Source organism: Tenacibaculum pelagium (genome assembly GCF_014062345.1).
Taxonomy (GTDB): domain Bacteria; phylum Bacteroidota; class Bacteroidia; order Flavobacteriales; family Flavobacteriaceae; genus Polaribacter; species Polaribacter pelagius.
The window spans coordinates 333,856-359,793 of the sequence record NZ_JACGLS010000002.1 but is presented as its reverse complement, the minus strand read 5'-3'; the positions used below and the strand labels follow the sequence as shown (position 1 = coordinate 359,793).

The 25,938-nt window shown below is 31.5% G+C and carries 22 protein-coding genes and 1 tRNA gene; 10 read left to right on the top strand and 13 right to left on the bottom strand.

Annotation, left to right across the window (positions count from 1 at the left end; all coding sequences use genetic code 11):
- Positions 1–18: 18 nt before the first annotated feature.
- Positions 19–948 (bottom strand): bifunctional riboflavin kinase/FAD synthetase, encoded by a 930-nt coding sequence (locus tag H3Z83_RS06755; protein WP_246337494.1) that lies wholly within the window; start codon positions 946–948, stop codon positions 19–21.
- A 191-nt stretch (positions 949–1,139) separates the two neighbouring features.
- On the opposite strand from H3Z83_RS06755, the gene H3Z83_RS06750 reads away from it, so the two are divergent.
- A complete protein-coding gene (locus tag H3Z83_RS06750) occupies positions 1,140–3,887 on the top strand; it encodes a TonB-dependent receptor (RefSeq protein WP_182124720.1) in 2,748 nt (915 codons plus the stop codon).
- Between the two features lie 11 nt (positions 3,888–3,898).
- Positions 3,899–5,566 carry an SGNH/GDSL hydrolase family protein gene (locus H3Z83_RS06745; protein ID WP_182124719.1) on the top strand — a complete coding sequence of 556 codons (1,668 nt, stop codon included), beginning with the start codon at positions 3,899–3,901 and terminating at the stop codon, positions 5,564–5,566.
- A 33-nt stretch (positions 5,567–5,599) separates the two neighbouring features.
- Here the strand turns inward: H3Z83_RS06745 and H3Z83_RS06740 are convergent, their stop codons facing one another.
- The 5 genes from H3Z83_RS06740 to H3Z83_RS06720 form a co-directional block, all read right to left on the bottom strand.
- Positions 5,600–5,827 carry a hypothetical protein gene (locus H3Z83_RS06740; protein WP_182124718.1) on the bottom strand — a complete coding sequence of 76 codons (228 nt, stop codon included), beginning with the start codon at positions 5,825–5,827 and terminating at the stop codon, positions 5,600–5,602.
- 75 nt (positions 5,828–5,902) lie between these two features.
- The gene (locus H3Z83_RS06735) at positions 5,903–7,444 is read right to left on the bottom strand and encodes a glycine--tRNA ligase (RefSeq protein ID WP_182124717.1); all 1,542 of its coding nucleotides are present in this window, start codon (positions 7,442–7,444) and stop codon (positions 5,903–5,905) included.
- A 102-nt stretch (positions 7,445–7,546) separates the two neighbouring features.
- Positions 7,547–8,446, bottom strand: coding sequence for a kinetochore Spc7 family protein (locus H3Z83_RS06730; RefSeq protein WP_182124716.1), 900 nt, complete (start codon positions 8,444–8,446; stop codon positions 7,547–7,549).
- Between the two features lie 46 nt (positions 8,447–8,492).
- Entirely contained in the window at positions 8,493–9,398 is a 906-nt protein-coding gene (locus tag H3Z83_RS06725) for a hypothetical protein (RefSeq protein ID WP_182124715.1), read from the bottom strand.
- A gap of 42 nt (positions 9,399–9,440) precedes the next feature.
- Complete coding sequence (locus H3Z83_RS06720; protein ID WP_182124714.1) at positions 9,441–10,001, bottom strand: class I SAM-dependent methyltransferase; 561 nt, start codon at positions 9,999–10,001, stop codon at positions 9,441–9,443.
- Between the two features lie 53 nt (positions 10,002–10,054).
- Here H3Z83_RS06720 and H3Z83_RS06715 point away from each other — a divergent pair, with 53 nt between their 5' ends.
- Together H3Z83_RS06715 and H3Z83_RS06710 are read left to right on the top strand one after the other, a co-directional pair.
- Entirely contained in the window at positions 10,055–10,747 is a 693-nt protein-coding gene (locus tag H3Z83_RS06715; RefSeq protein ID WP_182124713.1) for a ComF family protein, read from the top strand.
- 53 nt (positions 10,748–10,800) lie between these two features.
- On the top strand, positions 10,801–12,396 hold the full coding sequence (locus tag H3Z83_RS06710) for an Ig-like domain-containing protein (RefSeq protein ID WP_182124712.1): 1,596 nt from the start codon (positions 10,801–10,803) through the stop codon (positions 12,394–12,396).
- Between the two features lie 2 nt (positions 12,397–12,398).
- Here H3Z83_RS06710 and H3Z83_RS06705 read toward each other — a convergent pair whose 3' ends face one another.
- On the bottom strand, positions 12,399–12,779 hold the full coding sequence (locus tag H3Z83_RS06705) for a hypothetical protein (RefSeq protein WP_182124711.1): 381 nt from the start codon (positions 12,777–12,779) through the stop codon (positions 12,399–12,401).
- Positions 12,780–12,782: 3 nt separating this feature from the next.
- Positions 12,783–15,620, bottom strand: a complete 2,838-nt coding sequence (polA, locus tag H3Z83_RS06700; protein ID WP_182124710.1) for a DNA polymerase I — start codon at positions 15,618–15,620, stop codon at positions 12,783–12,785.
- 175 nt (positions 15,621–15,795) lie between these two features.
- On the opposite strand from polA, the gene H3Z83_RS06695 reads away from it, so the two are divergent.
- Together H3Z83_RS06695 and H3Z83_RS06690 are read left to right on the top strand one after the other, a co-directional pair.
- Positions 15,796–17,019 (top strand): metallophosphoesterase, encoded by a 1,224-nt coding sequence (locus H3Z83_RS06695; RefSeq protein WP_182124709.1) that lies wholly within the window; start codon positions 15,796–15,798, stop codon positions 17,017–17,019.
- Between the two features lie 86 nt (positions 17,020–17,105).
- Positions 17,106–17,399, top strand: coding sequence for a thioredoxin family protein (locus H3Z83_RS06690; RefSeq protein ID WP_182124708.1), 294 nt, complete (start codon positions 17,106–17,108; stop codon positions 17,397–17,399).
- Here the strand turns inward: H3Z83_RS06690 and H3Z83_RS06685 are convergent.
- Entirely contained in the window at positions 17,396–18,049 is a 654-nt protein-coding gene (locus H3Z83_RS06685) for a polysaccharide deacetylase family protein (RefSeq protein WP_182124707.1), read from the bottom strand. The genes H3Z83_RS06690 and H3Z83_RS06685 overlap by 4 nt on opposite strands.
- Positions 18,050–18,054: 5 nt before the next feature.
- A complete protein-coding gene (locus H3Z83_RS06680; protein ID WP_182124706.1) occupies positions 18,055–21,165 on the bottom strand; it encodes a protein O-mannosyl-transferase family in 3,111 nt (1,036 codons plus the stop codon).
- 181 nt (positions 21,166–21,346) lie between these two features.
- On the opposite strand from H3Z83_RS06680, the gene H3Z83_RS06675 reads away from it, so the two are divergent.
- Together H3Z83_RS06675 and H3Z83_RS06670 are read left to right on the top strand one after the other, a co-directional pair.
- A tRNA-Gln gene (locus H3Z83_RS06675) sits at positions 21,347–21,418 on the top strand.
- A gap of 92 nt (positions 21,419–21,510) precedes the next feature.
- Entirely contained in the window at positions 21,511–21,987 is a 477-nt protein-coding gene (locus H3Z83_RS06670; protein ID WP_182124705.1) for a DUF4252 domain-containing protein, read from the top strand.
- 33 nt (positions 21,988–22,020) lie between these two features.
- Here the strand turns inward: H3Z83_RS06670 and H3Z83_RS06665 are convergent, their stop codons facing one another.
- Positions 22,021–22,368, bottom strand: a complete 348-nt coding sequence (locus H3Z83_RS06665; RefSeq protein WP_182124704.1) for an arsenate reductase family protein — start codon at positions 22,366–22,368, stop codon at positions 22,021–22,023.
- A gap of 43 nt (positions 22,369–22,411) precedes the next feature.
- Here H3Z83_RS06665 and H3Z83_RS06660 point away from each other — a divergent pair, with 43 nt between their 5' ends.
- Together H3Z83_RS06660 and H3Z83_RS06655 are read left to right on the top strand one after the other, a co-directional pair.
- Entirely contained in the window at positions 22,412–22,867 is a 456-nt protein-coding gene (locus H3Z83_RS06660; protein WP_182124703.1) for a DinB family protein, read from the top strand.
- A 17-nt stretch (positions 22,868–22,884) separates the two neighbouring features.
- Positions 22,885–24,033 (top strand): cystathionine gamma-synthase, encoded by a 1,149-nt coding sequence (locus H3Z83_RS06655; protein ID WP_182124702.1) that lies wholly within the window; start codon positions 22,885–22,887, stop codon positions 24,031–24,033.
- Between the two features lie 78 nt (positions 24,034–24,111).
- On the opposite strand, the gene H3Z83_RS06650 is transcribed toward H3Z83_RS06655, so the two are convergent.
- Positions 24,112–24,720, bottom strand: coding sequence for a superoxide dismutase (locus H3Z83_RS06650; protein WP_182124701.1), 609 nt, complete (start codon positions 24,718–24,720; stop codon positions 24,112–24,114).
- Positions 24,721–24,843: 123 nt separating this feature from the next.
- Positions 24,844–25,878 carry a class 1 fructose-bisphosphatase gene (fbp, locus tag H3Z83_RS06645; RefSeq protein ID WP_182124700.1) on the bottom strand — a complete coding sequence of 345 codons (1,035 nt, stop codon included), beginning with the start codon at positions 25,876–25,878 and terminating at the stop codon, positions 24,844–24,846.
- Between the last annotated feature and the right edge of the window lie 60 nt (positions 25,879–25,938).

Genomic DNA, 25,938 nt, shown 5'->3' with positions numbered 1-25,938 from the left:
CTTTAGCAACGAAGACCTTTAATTGTTTTTAAGGTAGTTTAAAGATGATTCTTTGTCTTTATGTAGTTGATTAGTTAAATCATTTATAGAATCGAACTTTTGTTCGTCTCTTAAAAAATAGAGTAGTTCAATAGTAAGTTCTTTGTTATATAAATCTCTATTGAAATTGAAAAAATGTACCTCAATAGTTTGATGATCGCCATCAACGGTTGGTCTATTACCAATGTTCATCATTCCAAAAACAGTATTTTCGTCAATTACTGACTTCACAACATAAACTCCCGTTTTTGGGATCAACTTATATTCTTCAGAAACATCAATATTTGCTGTAGGAAAACCTATTTTACCACCCAATTGCTTCCCGTTAACCACCTTTCCAGTCAAAGAAAAATTGTAGCCTAAATATTTGTTAGCAGTTTTTAGTTCGCCTCCCATAAGAGCTCTTCTAATTTTAGTTGAACTTACAGAAACTTCATCAATATCTTGAGCAGGAATTTCTTCAACAGTAAAATCATACATATGAGAATACTCGGTTAGTTGCTCAATATTACCTTCTCTATTCTTGCCAAAATGATGATCGTAACCAATAATTAATTTAGAAGTATCGAGTTGATTTACTAAAACATCACGCACAAAATCTAATGCAGTAAGTCTTGAGAATTCTTTACTAAACGGATGAATAATTAGATAGTCTAATCCTAATTTTTCTAAATGTTTAGCACGTTCATCAATAGTGTTTATTAACTTTATTGAAGCATCTTTTTGCAACACCATTCTTGGGTGTGGAAAAAAAGTAAGTAAAACCGATTTTTTATTAGATGATTTTGCTTCCTCTACTAATTCTTTAATAATTTGTTGATGCCCAACATGAACACCGTCAAAAGTACCAATAGTAACTATTGTTTTTTGAGAGGGGTTAAAATCAAAAATTGAGTGGGTTATTTCCAAACTAATAATAAAAATTTCTACAAAAATACAATTTGTAAAATATGTAGTATGCAGTTCGTTAAATAAAGTTATAAAAATGATATTTTGATAAAAGGAAGCCTTTGAAAATGCTATAGTGATAAAATAGAGCATAAATTTTTACAAATAAAAAAAAATCGTATTTTGCGCAATAGTTAACAAATTTTATAATTATGATGAAAAAACTATTACTTGTTGCATTTGTACTGTTTGGTACTGCTGCAATGGTTGCTCAGACTACCATTTCCGGTACGGTCAATGACGCATCTCTTGGAGGTCCACTACCAGGAGCAAACATTAAAGTTTTAAGAAAGGCAGTTGGTACTTCAACTGATTTTGATGGGAAGTTTACAATGACTGTAAACGATACACCTCCTTTTACAATTGAAGTATCTTCTTTAGGGTACCAATCAAAAAATGTTGAAATCACAAAAAACAATCAAGTAATTGAGGTTGCTTTAACAGAGAATGCAACTTCTTTAGACGAAGTAGTAATTTCTGCATCTAGAACTCCAGAACGTGTTATGGAATCTCCTGTAACAATCGAACGTTTTGATTCAAGAGCTATTAAAAGCACTGCTTCTGCATCATATTACGAAGGTTTAGAAAACTTAAAAGGAGTTGATATTAACTCAGGAGGTTTAACTTTTAAAACAGTTAACACTCGTGGTTTTGCAACTTTTGGTAATGAGCGTTTTGTGCAACTAGTAGATGGTATGGATAACGCATCACCAGCATTAAACTTTGCTGTTGGTAACTTATTAGGTATGTCTGAAGTTGACGTGAAGAGTGTTGAAATTTTACCAGGTGCTGCATCGGCTTTATATGGAGCAAATGCATTTAATGGTATTATGATTATGCGTAGTAAGAGTCCATTTGATGATCAAGGAATTAGTGTTGGTTTAAAAGGAGGTATCACAAGTCAAGAAGCAGCTGGAGATAATAATTTCTACGATGCTACGATTAGAATGGCACATGCTTTTGATGATAAGTTTGCAGCTAAGGTTAGTTTATCTTATTTAAAAGGTGAAGAATGGCACGCTACTGATACTAGAAATACTACAGGTATTGGAGGTACTTACAAATCAGGAGATAGAAATACTGATATAAATTATGATGGAGCTAATGTTTATGGAGATGAGGTAACTACAAATATTCACCAGGCTTCGGGAGGTTTAGGAGTTGTACCTAATGTTTCTGTAAGTAGAACAGGATACCATGAAAGAGATTTAATAGATTATGAAGCTAGAAGTGTAAAGTTTAATGGGGCTTTACATTACCGTCCTTTAGGAAATGATCGTGTTGAAATTATCTGGAATTCAAAATTTGGTTCTGGTAATACTTTATATCAAGGTTTAAACAGATATAGTTTAAAGAACTTCTTTATGGAGCAACATAAATTAGAAGTTAGAGGGAAAAACTTTTTTGTAAGAGGATATTATGCAGGTGAAGATGCCGGAGATTCTTATGATACTCGTTTTGCAGCTATTAATATAAATAACAAGTGGAAATCGAATACTGATTGGTACGGACAATATATTAACACGTACGCAGGTATGGTTTTATCTGGTGCAGCTAATGGAATGACTGAGGCTCAAATTCATGCAGCGGCAAGAAATGTTGCTAATCAAGGAATGCCAGTTCCAGGTTCAGCTCAATTTACTCAATTATTTAATGAAGTAATTTCTGATCCAGATGTAGTTACTGGTGCTCAACTTAAAGATAATACTAATTATTATCATGCAGATGCTAATTTAAATTTACGTGATTATATCGATTGGGCAGAAGTACAAGTAGGAGGTTCTTATAGAGAATATAACCTAAACTCTTCTGGAACTATTTATACAGATGCTGATGGGCCAATTAATTTTGGAGAATATGGGTTATATACTCAAATTCAAAAGAAAATGATGGACGATCGCTTAAAGTTTACTGGGTCTGTTCGTTATGATAAGTCTCAAAACTTTGATGGTAACTTCTCACCAAGAGTTTCTTTAGCATATGCTGCAGGAGAAGCTAAAAATCATAACTTCAGAGCTTCTTTTCAGACAGGTTTCCGTAATCCAACTACGCAAGATCAATATATTGGTTTAGCAACTGGTGCAAGTTTCCTTTTAGGTACTGCTCCAGAAAACTTAGATAGATTTTCAGTTGGTGTAGATGGAGGATTTACTTTAACAGGTCGAGATGCTTTTGAAAGAGGATATTCTGCTAGTTCAATAGATGCTGGTGCGCCTGTAAAAGTTACTACTAATTTTGTAGAGCCAGAAAAAGTAACTGCTTTTGAAGTTGGTTATCGTGCAGCATTACCATTAGGAAAAAATAAAATATCTGTTGATTTTAGTACATATTACAATATGTATAGCAATTTTATTGCAACTAAAGATATAGCAGTATTAAACAATGTCGCTGACGATGCATTAACAGGTGCAGCATTATTAACTGCTTTAAATACTAGAGCATCTACGTTTAGTGTAAAAACTAATTCAGCTGCAGATGTAAATTCTTACGGTGTTGGTTTAGGGTTAAATACTAAAATATTTAATGGTTATAATGTAGGTTTAAGTTATACTTGGTCTAAGTTTGATTTTGATCAAGCATCTGATCCAGATTTTGAAGCTGGATTCAATACTCCAGAACATAAGGTTAAAGCACAATTTGGACATCCAAATGTATTTGAAAACTTTGGTTTCAATGTAAGTGCTCGTTGGCAAACAGAATTTTATTGGGAGTCTACATTCTTAGAAGGAAATGTTGATGAAAGAACTGTACTTGATGCTCAAATCAATTACTCAGTGCCATCAATCAAATCAGTATTTAAATTAGGAGGATCTAATTTAACAGGACAAGAATATTTAAGTGCTCCAGGTGTTGGTGCAGTTGGTTCACAGTATTACTTATCATGGACAATCAATAACTAAAAAAAATAAAAATGAAAAATACATTTAAATATACATTTCTATCTGCGTTATTTTTAGGTTTTGTTGCCTGTGATACCGACGATGTTTACCCACCAATTACAGACGATACACCTATTAATAATATTCAATTGGATGCTGGTAGTGCAGATTTTTCTAATTATGTTGCACTAGGAGCCTCATTTACTGCTGGTTTTACTGATAATGCATTGTTTATTGCAGGACAAGAAAATTCATTTCCTAATACTATGGCAAAGAAATTTGCAATGGTAGGTGGTGGTACTTTTACACAGCCATTAATGAATGATAACTATGGAGGTTTAATTTTATTTGGTAACCCGGTGTTAACAAACCCGTTAGATCCTGAGAGTAGAATATTTACTGAAAGATTAGTTTTCGATGGTAAATTACCAGCACCTTTAAATGAATTAAACCCTTTAGCAATGTCTACTACAGATTTTGCTTTAAACAATCCTACAGGACCTTTTAAAAACTTAGGTGTTCCAGGTGCTAAGAGTACGCATTTTATTGCGCCAGGTTATGGTAATTTAACTAATTTTCCTGCGGCTGCTAACCCATACGCTATTAGAGTACTAGGTAATTCAGACACTTCTTTAATGGCTGCGTTTGAAAATGAAGCACCTACATTTTTTACTTTATCAGAATTTGGAGGAAATGATGTGTTAGGATATGCAACTTCAGGAGGAGATGGTTCAAATCCAATCACACCAGATGCAACATTTGATTTTGCATTAAATTTAGTTAAGGAAGGGTTATTGCGTACTGGAGCAAAAGGAGTTGTAGCAAATTTACCATACATTACAAGTTTACCACACTTTACTACGGTACCTCATGATGCTTTAGATCCAACGACGAATGCAGCTTTAGCTAGTCAAGTACCTTTATTAAATACTGTTTACGGAGCTATTAATCAAATATATGCCGGAGCTGGTGAGCCAGAAAGAGCAATTATGTTTGATGCAACTAAAGGGAACCCTATTGTTATTTTTGACGAAGATGCAACAGATTTAAGAGCAGCAATTACTACAACTTTAAGTGCCAGTCCTACTTTTGTTCCTTTTGTACAATCTTTAGGTTTACCTGCAGCAGCTGCTCCTTTAGTAGCACAATTATTAGGAGAACAATATGGATTTGCAAGATCTGCTACTGAAAATGATCTATTTGTATTAACAAGTCTTAGTGAAATAGGAGAAGTAGATATGACACATGCAGGTAGTTTAATTGCTCAAAGTGGAGGTTTGTTACCAGCTACTTTAGCAGGTCAATTTTCTGCACAGGGAGTAACACTACCATTAGCTGATAAATGGGTGTTAACACCACAAGAGCAAGAAGAAATTAAAACAGCAGTAGATTCATATAATGGAAAGTTAAAAGCTTTAGCTGATGCAAATGGATATGCATTTGTTGATTTTAAAGCTATTTTACAGCAAGCTTCTACAACAGGTTTAGAATTTGATAACCAAAATATGAATACTAGTTTAATTACTGGAGGATTAGTTGGTTTAGATGGTATTCACTTAACAGCAAGAGGATATGCGTTAATGGCTAATAAAATGTTAGAAGCTATTGATGTAACTTACGGATCAAATTTTGCTACTGCAAAAGATGGTTTAGCGAAGGCTGAAAACTATCCAACAAATTACTCTCCTGCTTTACAATAAGGAGTAGTTATTATATAATAAAAAGGCTGAGAATTAATTCTCAGCCTTTTTTTTGTCTTTACTATTGTCGATTATATACTTTTTGTATTTGCCATCTTTATAGCGATGATAAATAAATATTGGCATTAGTATAAAAGACATATACATAACACCTAAGCCCATTACTATATGTGCTTTCGGGTGCTCTGTGTTTAATAAGTAAGCTCCTATAATCATCCAAAATAAAAAGATGATGAATAATATTTTTAAAAGTGTTTTCATTACTCTGAGTTTTGTGTAAAAATAAAAAACCTATCATATTTAAATGATAGGTTTTGGTTTAATATTATTTTGTGATTACATTTTTAGTAACCATGATCGTACATCTACTTCTTGTTTAATAATAGCACTTAATTCAGAAATTGGAACACGTTTTTGTTCCATAGTATCTCTGTGACGAATTGTAACAGTATTATTTTCTTTAGTGTCATGGTCAACAGTGATACAGAAAGGAGTTCCGTTTGCATCCTGACGGCGATAACGACGCCCTACAGCATCTTTTTCATCATAAGACACATTGAAGTCCCATTTTAAATTCTCAACTATTTCACGAGCTATTTCTGGTAATCCATCTTTTTTTACTAATGGTAAAATAGCTGCTTTTACTGGTGCTAAAACTGCTGGTAATTTTAAAACTGTTCTTGTTGTTCCATTTTCTAATTCTTCTTCTTGTAAAGATTTAGAAAAGACTGCTAAAAACATTCTATCTAATCCAATTGAAGTTTCAACTACATAAGGAGTATAGTTTTTGTTTTCTTCATGGTCGAAATATTGTAATTTCTTTCCAGAAAACTCTTCGTGTGCCTTTAAATCGAAATCAGTACGAGAATGAATTCCTTCTAATTCTTTAAATCCGAATGGAAATTTAAACTCTATATCAGCAGCAGCATCTGCATAATGTGCTAATTTTTCATGGTCATGGAAACGATAGTTATCTGCTCCCATTCCTAATGATAAGTGCCACTTTAAACGTGTTTCTTTCCATTTGTCGTACCATTCTTTTTGAGTTCCTGGTTTTACAAAAAATTGCATTTCCATTTGCTCAAATTCACGCATCCTAAAAATAAACTGACGCGCAACAATCTCATTACGGAAAGCTTTACCAGTTTGTGCGATACCAAAAGGAATTTTCATTCTTCCAGTTTTTTGCACATTTAAGAAGTTTACAAAAATACCTTGTGCAGTTTCTGGACGTAAATATAAATCCATTGCAGTATCAGCAGAAGCACCCAATTTTGTACCAAACATTAAGTTGAATTGCTTTACATCTGTCCAGTTTTTAGAACCAGTTAATGGATCAGCAATTTCTAATTCTTCAATTAATAATTTTACATCAGCTAAATCTTCATTTTCTAACGACTTACCTAATCGACCTAAAATAGTATTGATCTTTTCTTGATATCCTAAAACTCTTCCGTTAGTGGCAAGAAATTCTTCTTTATTAAAATCATCACCAAAACGTTTGGCAGCTTTTTTAACTTCTTTATCTATTTTCCCTTCAATTTTAGCACAATAATCTTCTACTAAAACATCAGCTCTATATCTTTTTTTAGAATCTTTATTATCGATTAACGGATCGTTAAAAGCATCTACGTGACCAGAAGCTTTCCAAGTGGTTGGATGCATTAAAATAGATGCATCAATACCCACAATGTTTTCGTGCATTTGCACCATTGCTTTCCACCAGTAATCTCTAATGTTTTTCTTTAACTCAACTCCATTTTGAGCATAATCATACACCGCACTTAATCCGTCATAAATTTCAGATGATTGAAATACATAACCATACTCTTTTGCGTGTGATAAAACTTTTTTAAATTGATCTTCTTGTTTTGCCATGATGCAAAAATAAAATAAGCATTTAAACTATTACTATTCAAAAAGAAAAAAGTGAAGAATTAACTTAATTCTTCACTTTTTAAATTGATAAACGTGTATTTGTTATCTAAGTTTTAAGGTAGTGTTACCTGTGTAAACCCCATCAATAAAAGTACTGATTGTGTATTTACCTTTGTTAATGTCGTCTCTATTAACTAAAACAAGAGAGACTAAGCTAAGTCTATCATTGTTATAATTAACTTCAACAGAGTCGGTATATTGAATTTTACCTCCGTCTTTTAAATTGGTAATACCTTTTGGAGCAACAACTTTTTTGTTTTCATCTATTATTTGAATATAAACTGATTTGTCTCCAGCATTGGTTATTGGATTTTCAAGTAAATCAAAATTTACTTTGAAAGCATCTGTTCTACTAGATCGAGAAGTTGAGGTTAATTTACCGCTACTACGTTCTTTCATCGCAATTACTTTTACTGGAGAAGTTTTAATGATTCCGCCAATAGCTACTTTGGCTTCTAAATCTTTTTGCTTTACTTCTAATTTTTTGAACTTTTTAGTTAGAGCTACATTTATTGTTTCTTTTTGTTTTAAGATTTCATTAGCAACAAGATTGTCTTGTGTTAATTGATCGTTAGCTGTATTTAAAGAATCAACACGGATAAATAATTTTTTATTCTCACGCTCTAAACTGGCAATTTTTTTTCTGTATTTTCTAATTAAATTGTAGTTGTCTACTCTTAAATTTTTAATAGAGTCACGTAAGTTTTGCATTTTACCTAGTTCAACTTGTAGTCTTTTAGAAATGCGTTTTTTTCTTACAACTACATCTGTGTAGTCTTTAATTATTTCATCTAGTTCTTTTTCTAAATCAGCTTTTTCATCTTGAAATACTTTTTGAAGCGTACTATACTGACTAGATTTTTGAAAAGAGTAAAGGGTTAAAAATAATGATAGGATTAAAAGCACAATAATTAGTGCGCTTTTTCTTTTTTGAGGGGTCATAAATAGGGGGTTTAGTTAGGGGGTTAATAATTGTTTTATTTCATTTTTATCTAAGTTTTATTTCAGTGTTACCATTATATATTCCATCCACAAAAACATGAATTTTATATGTTCCTTTTTTTATACTATCTCTATTTACATTAATAAATGAAATAACGGATAATTGTTTGTTGTGATAATCAGCCATTAATACATCGCTGCATAAAATGGTGTTTTTATCTTTTAATGTCACTTTTTTTGAAGGAGAAATTACTTCGTTATTTTCATCAGTAATTTGAATGTAAATAGGTTTTGCCCCTGGAGATATAATTTTATTTTCTAACAAATTGAATTCAGTTTTGAAAGCATCTGTTCTCTTAGATCTAGATGTAGAAGTATGTCTTCCGCTACTTTTTCTTTTCATTGCTTCTGCTTTAATCGATGAAATTTTAATAATTTCAGCAGTAGCAATCTTATCACTTAAAACTCTTTTTTCTTGATAAAGAAATTGATTTCTATATTTTAATCTAGTGTTAAGACTTTCTTTCAGAGCTAATTCATCAGTAACACTATCGTTTTTTGTTATCAGATCGTTATTAATAACTTGTAGAGAGTCTATCTGGGCAAAGAGTTTTTTGTTTTCCTCAACTAAAGTAGCAATTCTCTTACGGTATAAACGTATAAGACCATAATCTGTAGCTTTTAAATTATGGATGGTGTCTCTAAGCTTAATTATTTTTTGAAGCTCTTCTCTAAGTTTTAAAGAAGTTTCATTTTTATTATAACTAGCTTTCTCGTATTCTTTTATAAGCGTGTTAAGTTCAGATTCTAATTCTTTTTTTTCTATCTCAAAAACATCTTTCAATTCGGTGTAGTCTTCAGCGTTTTGGTATGACAAATAGCCAATAGCAAGTATTAATATCAATAGAAAGGCAATTAAGCCATTATTCTTTAAATTCTTAAAAGCAATCATCACTTGGGGATCTGATTAAGAGTTTGGTTTCGTGCTAATATACTAATTTTTAGAACACTTGTAAATAAACGCAGGGGGAAAGTTAAATGGTTCGAAGTTTAAAGTAATGTTATCTCCAAATACTTCTTTTAGTTTTTTATAATAAGTTAAGCTGTATTGATACTGAACAAAGATTCCATTTTGCTTTAAAAAAGAGAAGCTTTCAGTCAAAATAGTATGTGAGATTTCTTTAGGAATAATTGTTAAAGGTAAGCTTGAAATTATATGATCTGCCTTTTCAAAGCCAAGTTTTACAACTTCTTCTTTAATGTTTTCAGCAGATGCTTTTAAAATAATTAATTGAGGGTGTTTAATTTTTATTAATTCTTCATAAAAAGCATCATTAACCTCAAAACAGATTAAAGTAGTATTAGGAGATAGTTTTTTTAAAATATCGTGAGTTATAGCTCCATTTCCTGGGCCTAGTTCGACAATTAATTTTGCAGAAGAAAAATCAATGTCTTTTAGCATTTTATTTGCTAAATATTTAGAACTAGGTACTACTGTGCCAGATGTTTTATAGTTTTTTACGGCTTCTTTAAAAAAATTAAACTTTTTATTCAAAATGCTTTTAGATGTGTTTTTTGTATCTTTCTAATAAAAATTTGCTGGTAAAGATGCGATTTTTAAAAGATATATTCTACTTATTTTATCCAAATTTATGTATTAATTGCACAACAATATTGTTACAAAACGAACAGTATTTATGTGTCGGTTGTGTAAGCGGGTTACCTCTTATTGACGATGATGAACATACAAATGTTACATTGAAATCTGTTTTTTATGGAAAATTACCTGTAAAAAACGTTCGATCATTTTTGTATTATCAAAAACATGGAATTACTCAAAAAATTATTCATCAATTAAAATATAAAAACCAGCCAGAGATTGGTAGTTATCTTGGCAAATGGTTCGGGAATAGTTTAAAAGAATCTGAAGTTTTTAAAGATGTAGATTATATAGTTCCAGTCCCATTACATGCTAAGAAGTTAAAAAAGAGAGGCTATAATCAAGTTACTAGTTTTGGAGAAAGTTTGAGCGAAGTTTTAAAGATTAAATACAAACCTGCTATTTTGTTAAGAACTTCGATAACAAAAACTCAAACTTTAAAACAGCGTTTTGAAAGATTTACTAATAGTAAAACTAAATTTAAGTTGACCGATAAAGAGTTATTTAAAAACAAGCATATTTTACTAATTGATGATGTAATAACAACGGGAGCTACTCTTGAGGCTTGTTGCAATGAGTTATTAAAAATTGATGGGATAGCCATTAGTATAGCTACTATGGCTTATACTCCAAGAGTATAATTTTATTCATCAATATTTTACTACTTTTGATCTTGTATTTTAAATATCATTCAGTGAAGAATAAACACATCGTTTTAGTTATTCTATTTACATTTTTAATAGTTAGTTGTGCTCGAAAAGGGCGACCAGATGGCGGCCCTAAAGATGAGGATGCACCAATTATGATGACTGCTAAACCGCCGAATGAAACAATTCATTTTGATGAAAATAAAATTCGAATTTATTTTGATGAATATATTGTTTTAAAAGACTTAACGAAGCAATTGGTCGTTTCTCCACCATTAAAAAATCCACCGATAATTACTCCTCAAGGTACTCCGAGTAAATATATTAATATTGAAATTTTAGATACTTTAAAGACTAATACAACTTATACTTTCAACTTCGGAAACGCAGTTCAAGACAATAACGAAAACAATAAGTTAGAAAGCTTTAAGTATGTTTTCTCTACAGGGAATTATATTGATTCTTTAACTGTTAAAGGAAATGTGTCGGAAATGTTTAAAAGAGATAAAGTGAAAGAAATAGGTGTTTTGTTATATCGATTAGACAGTACTTATAACGATTCGATTATTTATAAGCAAAAACCTAATTACGTAACAAGTACTTTAGATTCTACGAATTTTGAATTTACCAATTTAAGTGCTGGTAAATACTTAATGTTAGCCTTAAAAGAATCTTCAAATAACTTCATGTTTAATCCTAAAACAGACAAAATAGGATTTTTAGCAGATACAATCTCATTGCCAAAAGATAGTCTTGTTTTAAATCCGATTAGAATTTTTAAGGAAATACAACCTTATAAGTTTAAAAGAGGGAAAGAAATCGTAAAAGGGAAAATTCAATTTGGATTTGAAGGAAAACAGACAGACATGAAAGTAAATTTACTTTCAAATGTTCCGGAATCATTCAAATCTTTTACTCAATTCGAAAAAGAAAAAGATACACTTAACTATTGGTATACTCCAATAGAGCAAGATTCATTGAATTTTACAGTAAGTAATGAGAGTTTTTTAGATACAATCACTGTTCGTTTGCGTAAAAAGAAAATAGATTCATTATCTGTTTCTTCTAGCATAAGCAGAACCTTGCACTTAAATGACACTTTGTTTTTAGAAAGTAATAACCCAATTGTATCTATTGATAAAACAAAGTTTTCATTAGTTGATAAAGACACGGTTGATGTTGATTTTGAGTTGAAAAAACAAGAGATTAATAAGTTGGCCGTTTTATTCAAAAAAACACCAAAAATGAATTATAAATTCAATGTATATCCAAAAGGATTGATTGATTTATACGAAACCACAAACGATACTTTAAAGTATAATTTTAAAACTTTAACTGTGGAAGATTATGGAAGTATTGTATTAGATGTTAAGAAAGAAACTACACATCCAGTAATAGTTCAACTTTTAGTAAAAGATAAAGTAGTGAAAACGAAATACATTTCTGCTTCTGAAAAAGTTGAGTTTAATCTTTTAGAGCCTAAAGAATATACCGTTAGAGCTATTATTGATGAAAATAACAACCACGTTTGGGATACGGGTAATTTCTTATTAAGAAAACAGCCTGAACATGTAGTGTATTTCGAAGAACCTTTTAAACTAAGAGCTAACTGGATTCAAAATGAAACGTTTGTTATTAAATAACTTTACCAAGTAGCACTTGGAGAAAATAAAAAATCTGTAGGATTATCTATATCATATAAATACTGAAAACCTCTAGATTCTTTTTTACAAAAAGGTTCAATAAGATTCACCATGTTTATAAACCCTCTTAAGGTAAGTATGCAGTAAAACGTTTGATTGTCTTCACTTAGTATTCCTTCGTCAGATTTGAATAAACCTAAAATTAAATTACAATTACGAGGCTTAATAAAATCTATTTGAGATAAGTCTAACCGTTGTTTTTTGTTAATAATAACATCTTCAATTAATTCCTTAAATTTTATCGCTTCAGCCTTATTAAAATTATATAAACGGACAACGTTTTCATCAAGACCATTTACGTTTTCGATATAATCTAATTCCATTTTTTAATGAGCTTCTAGCCAATTTTCACCTAAACCAACTTCAACATCTAACGGAACACTCATTTTAAAAGCATTTTCCATTTCCTCTTTAATAATTGGTTTGATGATTTCTAATTCATCTTTATGAGTATCAAAAACCAATTCATCATGCACTTGTAATAACATTTTTGATTTAAAGTTTTCTTTTTCAAATCGATTGTGAATATTAATCATTGCTAATTTTATAATATCTGCAGCAGAACCTTGAATTGGCGCATTTACAGCATTTCGTTCGGCAGCTCCACGAACAATTGCATTACGGGAATTAATGTCTTTTAAATATCTACGACGACCTAAAACCGTTTTTACATATCCGTTATCACGAGCAAAATCAACTTGGGCTGCCATGTAACTTTTTAGTTTTGGATAGGTTTCATAGTACGTATCTATTAGCTCTTTAGCTTCTTTACGAGATAAATTTGTTTGGTTACTTAAACCAAAAGCAGAAACTCCATATACAATACCAAAGTTTACTGTTTTAGCATTGCTACGTTGTTCTCGAGTAACTTCATCAAGAGGAACATTAAATACTTTAGCAGCGGTAGAAGCATGAATATCTTCTCCGTTTTGGAAAGCTTTTATCATGGTTTCTTCTTCACTTAAAGCAGCAATAATCCTCAATTCTATTTGAGAATAATCGGCAGCTAATAATACATGATTTTCATCTCTTGGAATAAATGCTTTACGCACCTCTTGTCCGCGTTTAGTACGGATAGGGATGTTTTGTAAATTCGGATTATTAGAACTTAAACGACCTGTTGCAGCAACAGCTTGCGCATATACAGTATGAACTCTACCAGTTTTAGGGTTTACCTCATTTGGTAAAGCATCGACATAAGTGCTTTGTAACTTTTTATATTGACGATATTCTAATACATCAGCAATAATTTGATGATCTTTAGCTAAGTAAGAAAGAATGTCTTCAGCAGTTGAATACTGTCCTGTTTTAGTTTTCTTAGGTTTGTCAACTAGTTTCATATTTTCAAACAAAACAATCCCTAACTGTTTTGGTGAAGCAATATTAAATTCCTCCCCAGCTTGTTCGTAAATATTTTTTTCTAAACGAGTAATGTCGTTAGATAAATCAACAGATAATGACCTTAAAAACTCAACATCTAAATTGATCCCTTCTATTTCAATGGCTGTTAAAACTGATACTAAAGGTGTTTCAACATCATTAAACAACTTGGTAACATTTCCGCTTTCTAATTCTTTAGAAAAATGTTCTTTTAATTGATAAGTGATGTCAGCATCTTCAACAGCATATTCACTTTGTTTAGAAAGTTCTACTTCTCGCATCGAAAGTTGATTCTTTCCTTTTTTACCAATCAATTCAGTAATAGAAACTGGTTGGTAATTCAAGTAGGTTTCAGAAAGCACATCCATATTATGACGCATATCTGGATTAATTAAATAATGCGCAATCATGGTATCAAACAACTTTCCTTTTACGGGCATGTTGTAGTTTGATAATATTTTGATATCGTATTTTAAATTATGACCAATTTTTTCAATTTCTTCTGCTTCAAAAAACGGATGAAATTCTTCTAAAATAGCTGCTGTTTCTTCTTGATCTTCTGGAAACGAAACATAATAACCTTTACCAGCTTCCCATGAAAAAGCAATTCCAATCAACTCAACTTCTAAAGCTTTTAAACCAGTAGTTTCTGTATCAAAACACACAGAAGTTTGCTGCATTAATTTATCAAGCAATAATTTTCTTGACAATGGAGTATTTATATGCTGATAAAAATGTTTGGTATTTTCAATTGTTTTAAAACCATTGATGTTATTTTCTTCGGATGTATTTCCGCCTCCAGGAGCAGCAAATAAATCAAATTGACCATCATTTTTTGATGGAGTTTGTTTTTTTGATGTGGTTTTAGCTGTCGTTTCGGTGTTATTTTCGGTAAGTGCTGGAGTTGCATATGTTTTTGCTAAATTTTCTGCTAATCTTCTAAACTCTAATTCGTTAAAAAGAGTTGTAATGGCAGGCATATCAGGTTGTGAAAATTCAAAATCTTCTTCATGAAAATCAACAGGAACATCTAGCATAATCGTTGCTAGTTCTTTAGAAAGTAAACCTAACTCTCCGTTAGCTTCTACTTTCTCTTTCATTTTACCTTTTAAATCAGCAGTGTTTGCCAACAGGTTTTCCATAGACCCGTAAGCTGCTAAAAACTTTTTTGCTGTTTTTTCTCCAACGCCAGGTAATCCAGGAATATTATCAACAGAATCACCCATCATTCCTAAAAAGTCAATTACTTGCTCAGGTCTTTCTACGCCAAATTTTTCTTGCACTTCTGGTATTCCCCAAGTTTCATAACCACCACCAAAACGTGGACGGTACATAAAAATATTTTCAGAAACTAATTGCGCAAAATCTTTATCGGGAGTTACCATATAGGTTTGGTAGCCTTCTTTTTCGGCTTTTTTAGCCAATGTTCCAATAATATCATCCGCTTCATAACCTTCTTTAATAACAGCAGGAATATTCATTGCTTTTAAAATTTGTTCAATGTACGGAACCGCAATTTTAATAGCTTCTGGGGTTTCTTGTCTGTTGGCTTTATATTCTGGGAAAACTTCTGTTCTGGCAACGCTTCCGCCACGATCAAAACAAACAGCGATATGATCTGGTTTTTCACGTTTTATAACATCTAATAAAGAATTGGTAAATCCTAAAATAGCAGAAACATCCATTCCTTTAGAATTGATTCTTGGATTCTTTATAAAAGCGTAATATCCTCTAAAAATTAATGCAAAAGCATCTAGTAAAAATAATCGTTTTTGATTTGCCATTGTGTAAGTTAAGCCTGTTGAAATAAATTGTTGATATAGATTTAATTACATCAAATTAACCTATAAAAATAGTTACTGCGAACTTCGCAGGTAAAGCTACGAAACTTTAACAAGACGTTAAAAATTTGATTATAAGAATCACGCTATCTTTGCTCGACTTTTAAAAAGATAAAATATGCCTCGCTGGATTCTTCCTCTTTTAATAATTTCAGTAATCATTATAGTTTTCGAAATTTATGCTTTTCAAGCTATAAAAACAGTAACAAAAAATAAATTTATCCGTTACGGATGGTTGCTTGTTGGTACTGTAGCTTATGTGAACTTTTTTTACGTGATGCTAACTTCTGATAGAAGTTCGGGGCAAACAACACAATTTCAATGGGCATTCGGAATGCTTTTATTAGTGCTAATACCTAAGTTGATTATTTTGCTGTTCATGTTTGGTGAGGACATGGTTAGGTGGATTCAAAAAGGAATTTCTTATTTTTCATCAAGCGAAACCAAAGCTTTAGCAGGAAGAAGAACTTTTATTGCAAAATTAGCGCTTGGAATTGCAGCTATACCTTTTGCAAGCTTGTTGTATGGTATATTTAAAGGAAAGTACAATTACAAAGTTTTAAAGTATCAGTTAGAGTTTGATGATTTACCAGAAGCTTTTGATGGTTTTACAATTACTCAAATTACTGATATACATTCTGGTAGTTTTACTGATAAAGAAGAAATTCAATACGGTGTTGATTTAATAAACGAACAAAAATCGGACGTAATTTTATTTACGGGTGATATTGTGAATAATTTTGCCAAAGAAATGGATCAGTGGATTCCAGTATTTTCTCAATTAAAAGCTCCAGTTGGAAAATATTCTATTCTCGGTAATCATGATTATGGAGATTATTCGAAATGGAAAAGCGAAGAAGCAAAAGCAGCTAATTTTGAAGCAATAAAAGAAATTCACCCTAAAATAGGATTTGATTTACTGTTAAATGAAAACCGTTTTATAGAGAAAGACGGGCAAAAAATAGCTTTAATAGGAGTAGAGAATTGGGGAAAAGGTTTCAATCAAGCTGGAGATTTGAAAAAGGCTAGTGAAGGAATTGAGAAAGGTGATTTTAAAGTATTAATGAGTCACGACCCAAGTCACTGGGAATACAAAGTGAAGAAAGACGATTTTAATTATCAACTAACCTTAAGTGGGCATACACATGGTTTGCAGTTTGGAATTGAAATTCCTGGAATTATAAAATGGAGTCCCGCAAAATATGTTTATAAGCAATGGGCCGGTTTGTATAAAGAGTTTGGTAGGTATATAAATGTAAACAGAGGGTTTGGTTTTCATGCATTTCCTGGTAGAGTTGGTATTTGGCCAGAAATTACAGTAATTGAACTTAAAAAAGCCTGATTTACTGCATTTTAAACAAATGTTAATATCTATTTTAAAAAAAAGCAGTATTTTTGCGTAAATTTTTATATAAAACTTTATTTAAAATGACAAAGTTTGGTGAAATAATAAGTGTAAACAAACCAGTTTTAATTGATTTTTACACAGATTGGAGTGAGTTTGAGCCTAGTTTAGATACGCTTCGTGATGTTGCTGCTGCTTTAGGAGATAAAGCAAAAGTTATTAAGATCGATATTAAAAAGAATGAAATTCTTGCTGAAGCTTTACGTGTAAAAGGAAATCCAACTTTTATGATTTATAAAGAAGGAGAGATGAAGTGGAGACAAACTGGTGAACAAGACGCAAATACTTTAATTGGTTTAGTTCAACAGTACGTTTAAGAAATAGCCTTAAACGTATACCCTTTCCTTGTAAATTCGTGTAAAATTTTTGGCAGAGTGTAGTATAGTTTTTCACTGGCTTTTATGCTGTCGTGAAAAACAATAATACTTCCATTTTTTGTGTTTTCTAAAACGTTTTTTAAACACTTTTCTTTCGTGATTGATGTGTCAAAATCTGCTGACAAAACATCCCACATAATTATCTTATATCCTTTTTTAATAAGTTCTATAGATTGACTTTTTTTAAGTTTTCCGTAAGGAGGTCTAAATAACTTAGAAGGATTTGACTTTTTAAATTTTTCAGATTCACTTAAAATAATACTTTTACATAATTCAGTATTCTCAATGTAACTAACATTGTTAGTTTTCCACCCGTTTAAGTGATTAAAAGTGTGGTTGCCTACCGAATGTCCATCATTTATAATTTGATGAAATATAGTTGGATGCTTTTTAATATTATCTCCAATACAGAAAAAAGTAGCTTTGGCATTACGCTTTTTCAACTCACTTAAAACAAACTCGGTAACTTCGGGTATTGGACCGTCATCAAAAGTTAAGTAAATCTCTTTTTTATTAGAAGTAAAACACCACGTATACCTAGAAAATAGTCGTTTAAGTATACGTGGTGTTTTAGTAAAATAAAACCTCATTTAATTTAAGGTTTTATAGTGTCTAATTCTTGAGTAACAGGTTCTTCTTCGTCTGGCATTAAGTGCTTAAACAAACGAGCATGCGCTATATATTGTTCGAATGCTTTTTTACCGTACTCCATATCGGTATCGTATTTTGTTATTTGCTGAATAACATTTTGATACATATATAAGTTTGTTTCTAAGTTGTCTAGGATTAAATCAAGATTTTCATCTTTGAATGTGCTATAATACTTTAATTTTTGTTGAAAAATATCGGAAAGAGTTTCAGCTGTTTCACGAGCTTTTTCAATATCTCCCATACGGTAATACAATTCAGGATATCCTAAAGAAATGCTATAATGATCAAAATCTTTAATTGGCATTTTATATAACGATAAATCTAAAACATCTTTAGCATTAACTGAGTCTCCTTTTTTCATGAACTCTTCAGATAAGCGCATTAAATTATTACGAATAGATATTGCGTTACGCTTACTTTGTTCGTCTAAATAAATTTTACCATTGTTAATGGTTTTCCAATCCCATTTTTTAACGTTTTCATACATTTTTTCAGGATCGATACGTCCCATGTCAAACATAGATTTTCCTTTGTTTGATGTTTTTATAGGAACTAATTTATATGACATTCCATCTAATTGTAAATAATCTTTTAACCAGATATATTCCTCATCAGCATTTGCACCACCTGTAAAATATAAAGGACGCTTCCAGTCGAAATTATTTAAAATATCGAGCATTAAAATTCTGTTTTTAGAAAGAAGATCGCCAACAGTAATATCAATATATGGTAAAATTTTATCAGCATCTTTTTGTGCTACTAAACCAGTTTTTAAAACATTGGCTTTATTAACCGGTATACGAATTCTATTTGTTGGGTAAAATTTCTCACTCGATTCTTCAGTAGCTGGGATATAAGTGGCTTCATTATCACTTTCTATCCAACGCATAAAATCTTTTATAGGAAGAATTGAATCTCTTAATTGAGGTAGTGGGTAATAATAGGCAACATCTAATGTTCCGTACTTATATTGGTCGTGTGTTAGTTTAGATGGGATAGGATCGGCATCATACGTTTTCTTTTTCATTTGATCGATATACCAATCAGTTTGGAAAAGACTTGTATTTACAATTTTTATATCAGGTCTAACGCCTTCTACTTGTTGCATGTACCAAAGCGGAAAAGTATCGTTATCTCCAATGGTAAAAATAATAGCATTCGGATCGCAACTTTCTAAATATGTCTGAGCATTTAATTGCGCTAAATAACGGTCGCCTCTATCATGATCATCCCAATTTTGTGCGCCCATTAATACAGGTACAGCAATTAAAGATACTGCCGATACTGCTAATGCTACTGTTCTTTTATTTGCATATTTTTTAAGGTAATCATAGAGTGCTAAAACTCCGAAACCTATCCAAATTGCGAAAACATAAAAAGAACCTACCACTGCATAATCACGTTCACGAGGTTCGAATGGTTTAGGGTTGGTGTAAAAAATAATTGCAAAACCAGTAAAAGCAAAGAATAGTGCTAAGGTGTATAGGTTTTTCTTGTCTTTTTTAGCTTGATAAAACAAGCCAATCAGTCCTAAAATTAAAGGTAAGAAGTAGTATTTATTTCGCCCCTTATTGTTTTTTATGTCGTCAGGTAAACTTTGTTGTGACCCTAAGCGCATTTCATCAATAAAATCAATACCGCTTAGCCAGTTACCGTTTTCAATATCTAAATGACCTTGAATATCGTTTTGTCGTCCAACAAAATTCCACATAAAATAACGTCCATACATGTATCCGAATTGATAATCAATCATGAATCGCATATTCTCTAAAAAAGTAGGACGTCTTTTACTTCGTGCAGGAATTCCAGCGATTCTTTTATAGTTTTTTTCTGACCCTGGATCAACCATCCTAGGAATAAACCCTTTATGTTTACTTGAATAATTAGGGATTATATTTTTGTATTTGTTTACAATAACATATTTACCATCCTTTTTTTCATACTTAGGCTTGTCATCTTTGTATGGCTGACTAGCATCTTGTTCTCTGTCGTAAGCAACAGAGTAATATTTATCATAAAAAACATTAGCGTCACCATATTGTTCACGATTGTAATAAGCTAATAATTCGCGAGCACTAGATGGATTATTTTCATTAATTACAGTATCGGCATTTGCACGAATCGGTAACATTAACCAAGATGAAAAACCTATCATGATAAACAATACAGATAAAATAAGTGTGTTTACTGTAACAAGATTGTTTTTTCGAGTGTAGTTTAATCCAAAATAGAATAAAGCTATTAAGACTAATCCAGCTATTACAGTTCCAGAGTTATAAGGCAATCCTATTTGATTGATGAAAAACAATTCAGAAACACTAAAGAATTTTAATGTAAATGGAAATAAAAATTTAAATACAAAAGCTAAAACAAATATTGAAATTAAGGTTGCTATAGCTGTTGTTTTAATGTTGATGTCTTTATACGTTTTAAAGAAATATAATAGTACAATTGATGGAATTACCAATAATGATAAAATATGCACACCAAACGATAAACCAACTACAAAACTGATTAAAACTAACCACTTATTTCCTCTTGGAGTATTTATTTCTGACTCCCATCTTAAACCTAACCAAAATAAAAGCGCCATTAAAAAAGAAGACATTGCATACACTTCACCTTCTACAGCACTAAACCAAAAACTATCAGAAAAAGTATAGGCTAAAGCACCTACTAAACCACTACCTAGAACTACAATTTGTTCACCGATGCTAAATTTACCATTTTTAATAGCCATTTTTTTAGCTAAACTGGTAATGGTCCAAAACATGAATAGAATTGTAAAGGCACTAGCTAAACCAGACATAAAATTTACCATTTTAGCCCACTGACTTGGATCGTTGCTAAACATAGCAAAGAAAGCTCCAAGCATTTGAAATAATGGCGCACCTGGTGGGTGACCTACTTCTAATTTAACTGCGGTTGAGATGTATTCTCCACAATCCCAAGAACTAACAGTAGGTTCGAGAGTTAATGTATATGTAATTAATGCCACGGCAAATGAAAACCATCCTAAAATTGTATTCCATTTTTTGTAGTTAAAATCTTTCATAGTTTTAAATAAGTTACTGCGAATGTACTAATAACTAGTGTTTTTATACCTAGCAAAAATATAATTTTGAATATATTTGTATATCTGTTATTCAGATAAATTTCTGTTAAAAGAAAAAAAATTAAAAAAAGTTTTGCAGATATTATAAAAACTTATAAATTTGCACCCGCAATAAAGCTATTGGCCTATGGTGTAATTGGCAACACACCGGTTTTTGGTACCGACATTCCAGGTTCGAGTCCTGGTAGGCCAACTTAAAAGTCTTAACTAATTTAGTTAAGACTTTTTTTGTGTAACAAATTTTAAAACAGCTCGTCTTCAATATATAATTAAAACAAAACCATTATGAGACGAATTTTAACCGCATTTTTTTGCTTCTTTTTATTAAGTTTAACTGCACAAGAAGCAAAGTTCAAACAGTTTTATAAAAGTCATAAAGATAAATCAGCATTTTCAGTGAATTTATCTAGTTCTTTTGCTGGGTCATTTTTAGATGATGAAGATAACGAGGAGTTAAAAAATCTTTTAGAACAATCAAGTGATTTTAAAATCATGATTTTTAATAATGACGACAATACTGTTTCTAAAGATTTTAGACGTTTTTCAAAAAAGAACAGTTTAAAAACCTTAGTTAGAGCAAAAGATAAAAAAGGTAAAGCTGAAGTTTTATTCCTAGAAAAAGGAGATTACGTAAGAGAAATTATTGTAAGAGCAAGCGCAGATAGCGATAAGCTAGTACTATTAGGGATTAAAACTAAGATTACGAAAGATGAATTAGCAAGTCTTTTAGCTTCCTCTAAAGATAAAATAGCATCGAAATAAAAAGTAAAACCGGAAGATTATCTTCCGGTTTTTTTATGTTAATTTACTTTTTAAAGCGTCAATTACTTTTTTGCTATTTCCAATAAAAATTTCATCTTCAACAATAAAAACTGGGCGTTTTAAAAAAGTATACTCATCTAAAATATACTGACGGTAATCAGCTTCAGTAACATTTTGATTTTTTAAGTCCATTTCTCTGTATAGCTTCGCACGTTTATTAAACAAGCTTTCGTAACTATCAGTTAATTTTCGCATTTCTTCTAACTGCTCAACAGTTAAAGCATTTGTTTTTATTTCTTGTTTCTCAAACCCGTCTAGATTTACTTCTTTTAAAATTCTACGACAAGTATCACAAGTTTGTAAAAAATAAACTTTCTTCATGGCTAAATAATTATCTTTGGTAAATGCTAAAATAGTTAGAATAATGAATAAACAATTTGAAGTTTTAAAAAAATCGAGAGAATTAGTTTTGAAAAGAATTGATGGATTATCGATGGAACAATTACATAAAATTCCAGAGGGATTTAAAAATAATATTGCTTGGAATGTAGCTCACTTAGTTGTTACCCAACAACTATTACACTACAAATTATCAGGATTAAATTGTTTAGCTTCTGATGAGTTAATTGAAAATTATAGAAAAGGAACCTCACCAACTGTAACACTTTCTGAAGAAGAATTAGAAGAAGTAAAAGAATTATTAATAGGATTACCAGATACTTTAAAAGAAGATTTTGAAGCAGGAATTTTCACAGAGTACAACACTTATGAAACAAGTACAGGTTTTGTATTAGATTCAATTGAAAGTGCGATTGCTTTTAATAACTTACATGAAGGTATACATTTAGGAACTATTATGGCATTAACAAAGTTGGTGTAGCACTAAAAATATTACGAATGAAGTTTAATACTAAAACCATACATGGAGGCCAAAAGCATGAAGAGGCTACAGGTTCAGTATCAACTCCAATATTTCAAACATCTACTTTTGCACAAACTCAGCCAGGAATAAATAGAGGGTATGAATACTCTAGAATTTCAAATCCAACGAGAAAAGCTTTAGAAAATTCTTTAGCAGCTATTGAAAACGGAACTCATGGTTTGGCTTTTGCATCTGGTTTAGCAGCAATCGATTGTGTTTTAAGAATGTTAAATCCTGGTGATGAGGTTATCGCTGGAAATGATTTGTATGGCGGGACGTATAGAATGTTTACCAAGCTATTTCAAAAATATGGATTTAAGTTTCGGTTTGTTGACATGCAAGATGCAACAAATGTTACGAACGCAATATCGGATGCTACTAAACTTATTTGGATAGAGACACCAACAAATCCATTATTAAAAATTGCAGATATTGAAAAAATAGTAACAACAGCTAAAGCTAAAAATCCAAATATTTTAGTGGGGGTTGATAATACATTTGCAACGCCATATTTACAACGCCCGTTAGATTTAGGAGCAGATATTGTAATGCATTCAGCAACTAAATACATAGGGGGTCATTCCGACTTAATAATGGGAGCTTTAGTTGTTAAAGATGCTCAATTGGCAAAAGAGTTACATTTTATTCAATATGCAGCTGGTGCTGTTGCGGGCCCTATGGATTCTTTTTTAGCACTTAGAGGAATAAAAACACTGCATTTACGTATGCAACGTCACAGTGAAAATAGTAAAGCTGTGGCATCATTTTTAAATGAGCATCCAAAAGTAAGTGCTGTATTTTACCCTGGTTTAGAAAGTCATTCAAATCATGAAATTGCTAAAAAACAAATGAATGATTTTGGAGGTATGGTTTCTTTTCGTTTAAAAGATGCGAGTATCGAAGCAGCTCATACCTTTTTAAAAAACACAAAAATATTTACGTTGGCGGAATCTTTAGGAGGAGTAGAAAGCTTAATGAGTCATCCTATAACCATGAGTCACGCTTCAATACCAGAAGAAGAGCGCTTAGAATTAGGTATTACAAACTCATTAATTCGCCTAAGTATTGGAGTAGAGGATGTAGAGGATTTAATGAAAGATTTAGAACAAGCTTTGACTAAGTAGATAAAGGCAACTTAGTTGAAAAAAAGAGATAAAAAAACCGAAGCTAAAACTTCGGTTTTTTATTTTATATTAAGCTAATTATTTAGCTTCAGCATATCTTCTTTCAACTTCGTTCCAGTTGATTACTTTGAAGAAAGCATCAATATAATCAGGACGACGGTTTTGGTAGTTTAAGTAATAAGCGTGCTCCCAAACATCTAATCCTAAAATAGGAGTTCCTCCACAAGTTACACCTGGCATTAATGGATTGTCTTGGTTAGGTGTAGAACAAACTTCTACTTTTCCTCCTTTATGAACACATAACCATGCCCATCCTGAACCAAACTGAGTAGCAGCTGCTTTAGAGAAAGCATCGATAAAAGCCTCTTTCGAACCAAATTCAGCTTCAATAGCATCTTTTAATTCTCCAGATAAGTATCCTCTATCTTCTGGGTTCATTACTGTCCAAAATAAAGAGTGGTTATAAAATCCACCTCCATTATTACGAACACCACCGTTGCTCATGTCTAAATTTCCTAAAATATCTTCGATAGATTTTCCATCTAAATCAGTACCAGCAATTGCTGCGTTTAATTTAGTTGTATATCCGTTATGGTGTTTGCTATGGTGAATTTCCATAGTTCTTGCATCTATATTTGGTTCTAAAGCGTCGTACGCATATCCTAATTCTGGTAATTCAAAAGCCATAATTATTTGATTTTTATGTGATTAATTTTTCATTTTTACAATGGTAAATTTACCATAAAAAAATAAGGCAAACAACCGTTTGCCTTATTCTAAATTTATTTCAATATAAATAATAACTATTATTTAATAGACTGGTTTTTCATCGGCGGAGAATTCTGTCATAAACTCTTCAGCTTTTTCTACCATTTGTTTACTACCACAGTAAAAAGGAACACGTTGGTGTAATTCAGAAGGATCAATATCCATAATTCTCATGAAGCCATCGGAAGCTTTTCCTCCAGCTTGTTCACAAATAAAAGCCATAGGGTTACATTCATATAGTAAACGTAACTTTCCTTTAGGAGTAATTGCGGTTGCTGGATAAATATAAATTCCTCCTTTTATCATATTTCTATGAAAATCTGAAACTAACGAGCCAATGTAACGCGCAGTGTATGGTCTATTATCAGCTTCATTTAACTCCTTACAGTGAATTAAAAAGCGTTTCATTCCTTCTTGAAAATGTGTAAAATAACCTTCGCTTACTGAATAAATCTTTCCTAACTCAGGATATTTCATATTAGGGTGCGATAGATAGAAAGTACCAATAGCTGGGTTTAATGTAAATCCGTTCACTCCATTTCCAGTAGTAAAAACTAACATGGTTGAAGTGCCATAGGCTACATAACCAGCTGCAACTTGCTCACTTCCTTTTTGTAAGAAATCATCTTTTGTAACAGGAGTTCCTACAGGAGAAACTCTTCTATAGATTGAAAAAATTGTTCCTACAGATACGTTTACATCAATGTTTGATGATCCGTCTAAAGGATCCATTAATAAAACATATTTGTTTTGATTCGCTTTATCATGTCCTTCAACAATTACAAAATCATCTTCTTCTTCGCTTGCAATACCACAAACAATTTCACGATTAATAAGCGTCTGTTTAAATAGATCGTTAGCTAAAACATCTAATTTTTGTTGCGCCTCTCCTTGTACATTGATGTCTCCTGCTGCTCCTGTAATATCTACTAAACCTGCTTTTCTAATTTCGTGATTTACCACTTTGGCAGCTAATCGGATAGAGTTGATAAGGCGAGATAATTCACCAGAAGAATATTTAAAATCTTTTTGATTACCGATGATGAACTCACCAAGAGTCATGTGCTTGTTATTCATGTCAAATTTTTGTGTTGTGTACAAAGATGCCAACTTTTTAGAGCAACTACAATGATTTAT

Bases quoted from the DNA above. Each gene is read 5' to 3' on its own strand.
- H3Z83_RS06690 (WP_182124708.1), top strand. From the start codon at position 17,106: ATGACAAAGTTTGGTGAAATAATAAGTGTAAACAAACCAGTTTTAATT.
- H3Z83_RS06695 (WP_182124709.1), top strand. From the start codon at position 15,796: ATGCCTCGCTGGATTCTTCCTCTTTTAATAATTTCAGTAATCATTATA.
- H3Z83_RS06680 (WP_182124706.1), bottom strand. From the start codon at position 21,165: ATGAAAGATTTTAACTACAAAAAATGGAATACAATTTTAGGATGGTTT.
- H3Z83_RS06670 (WP_182124705.1), top strand. From the start codon at position 21,511: ATGAGACGAATTTTAACCGCATTTTTTTGCTTCTTTTTATTAAGTTTA.
- H3Z83_RS06705 (WP_182124711.1), bottom strand. From the start codon at position 12,779: ATGGAATTAGATTATATCGAAAACGTAAATGGTCTTGATGAAAACGTT.
- H3Z83_RS06665 (WP_182124704.1), bottom strand. From the start codon at position 22,368: ATGAAGAAAGTTTATTTTTTACAAACTTGTGATACTTGTCGTAGAATT.
- fbp (WP_182124700.1), bottom strand. From the start codon at position 25,878: ATGAATAACAAGCACATGACTCTTGGTGAGTTCATCATCGGTAATCAA.
- H3Z83_RS06725 (WP_182124715.1), bottom strand. From the start codon at position 9,398: ATGATTGCTTTTAAGAATTTAAAGAATAATGGCTTAATTGCCTTTCTA.
- H3Z83_RS06745 (WP_182124719.1), top strand. From the start codon at position 3,899: ATGAAAAATACATTTAAATATACATTTCTATCTGCGTTATTTTTAGGT.
- H3Z83_RS06660 (WP_182124703.1), top strand. From the start codon at position 22,412: ATGAATAAACAATTTGAAGTTTTAAAAAAATCGAGAGAATTAGTTTTG.
- H3Z83_RS06740 (WP_182124718.1), bottom strand. From the start codon at position 5,827: ATGAAAACACTTTTAAAAATATTATTCATCATCTTTTTATTTTGGATG.
- H3Z83_RS06750 (WP_182124720.1), top strand. From the start codon at position 1,140: ATGATGAAAAAACTATTACTTGTTGCATTTGTACTGTTTGGTACTGCT.
- H3Z83_RS06655 (WP_182124702.1), top strand. From the start codon at position 22,885: ATGAAGTTTAATACTAAAACCATACATGGAGGCCAAAAGCATGAAGAG.
- polA (WP_182124710.1), bottom strand. From the start codon at position 15,620: ATGGCAAATCAAAAACGATTATTTTTACTAGATGCTTTTGCATTAATT.
- H3Z83_RS06685 (WP_182124707.1), bottom strand. From the start codon at position 18,049: ATGAGGTTTTATTTTACTAAAACACCACGTATACTTAAACGACTATTT.
- H3Z83_RS06730 (WP_182124716.1), bottom strand. From the start codon at position 8,446: ATGACCCCTCAAAAAAGAAAAAGCGCACTAATTATTGTGCTTTTAATC.
- H3Z83_RS06735 (WP_182124717.1), bottom strand. From the start codon at position 7,444: ATGGCAAAACAAGAAGATCAATTTAAAAAAGTTTTATCACACGCAAAA.
- H3Z83_RS06650 (WP_182124701.1), bottom strand. From the start codon at position 24,720: ATGGCTTTTGAATTACCAGAATTAGGATATGCGTACGACGCTTTAGAA.
- H3Z83_RS06715 (WP_182124713.1), top strand. From the start codon at position 10,055: ATGCGATTTTTAAAAGATATATTCTACTTATTTTATCCAAATTTATGT.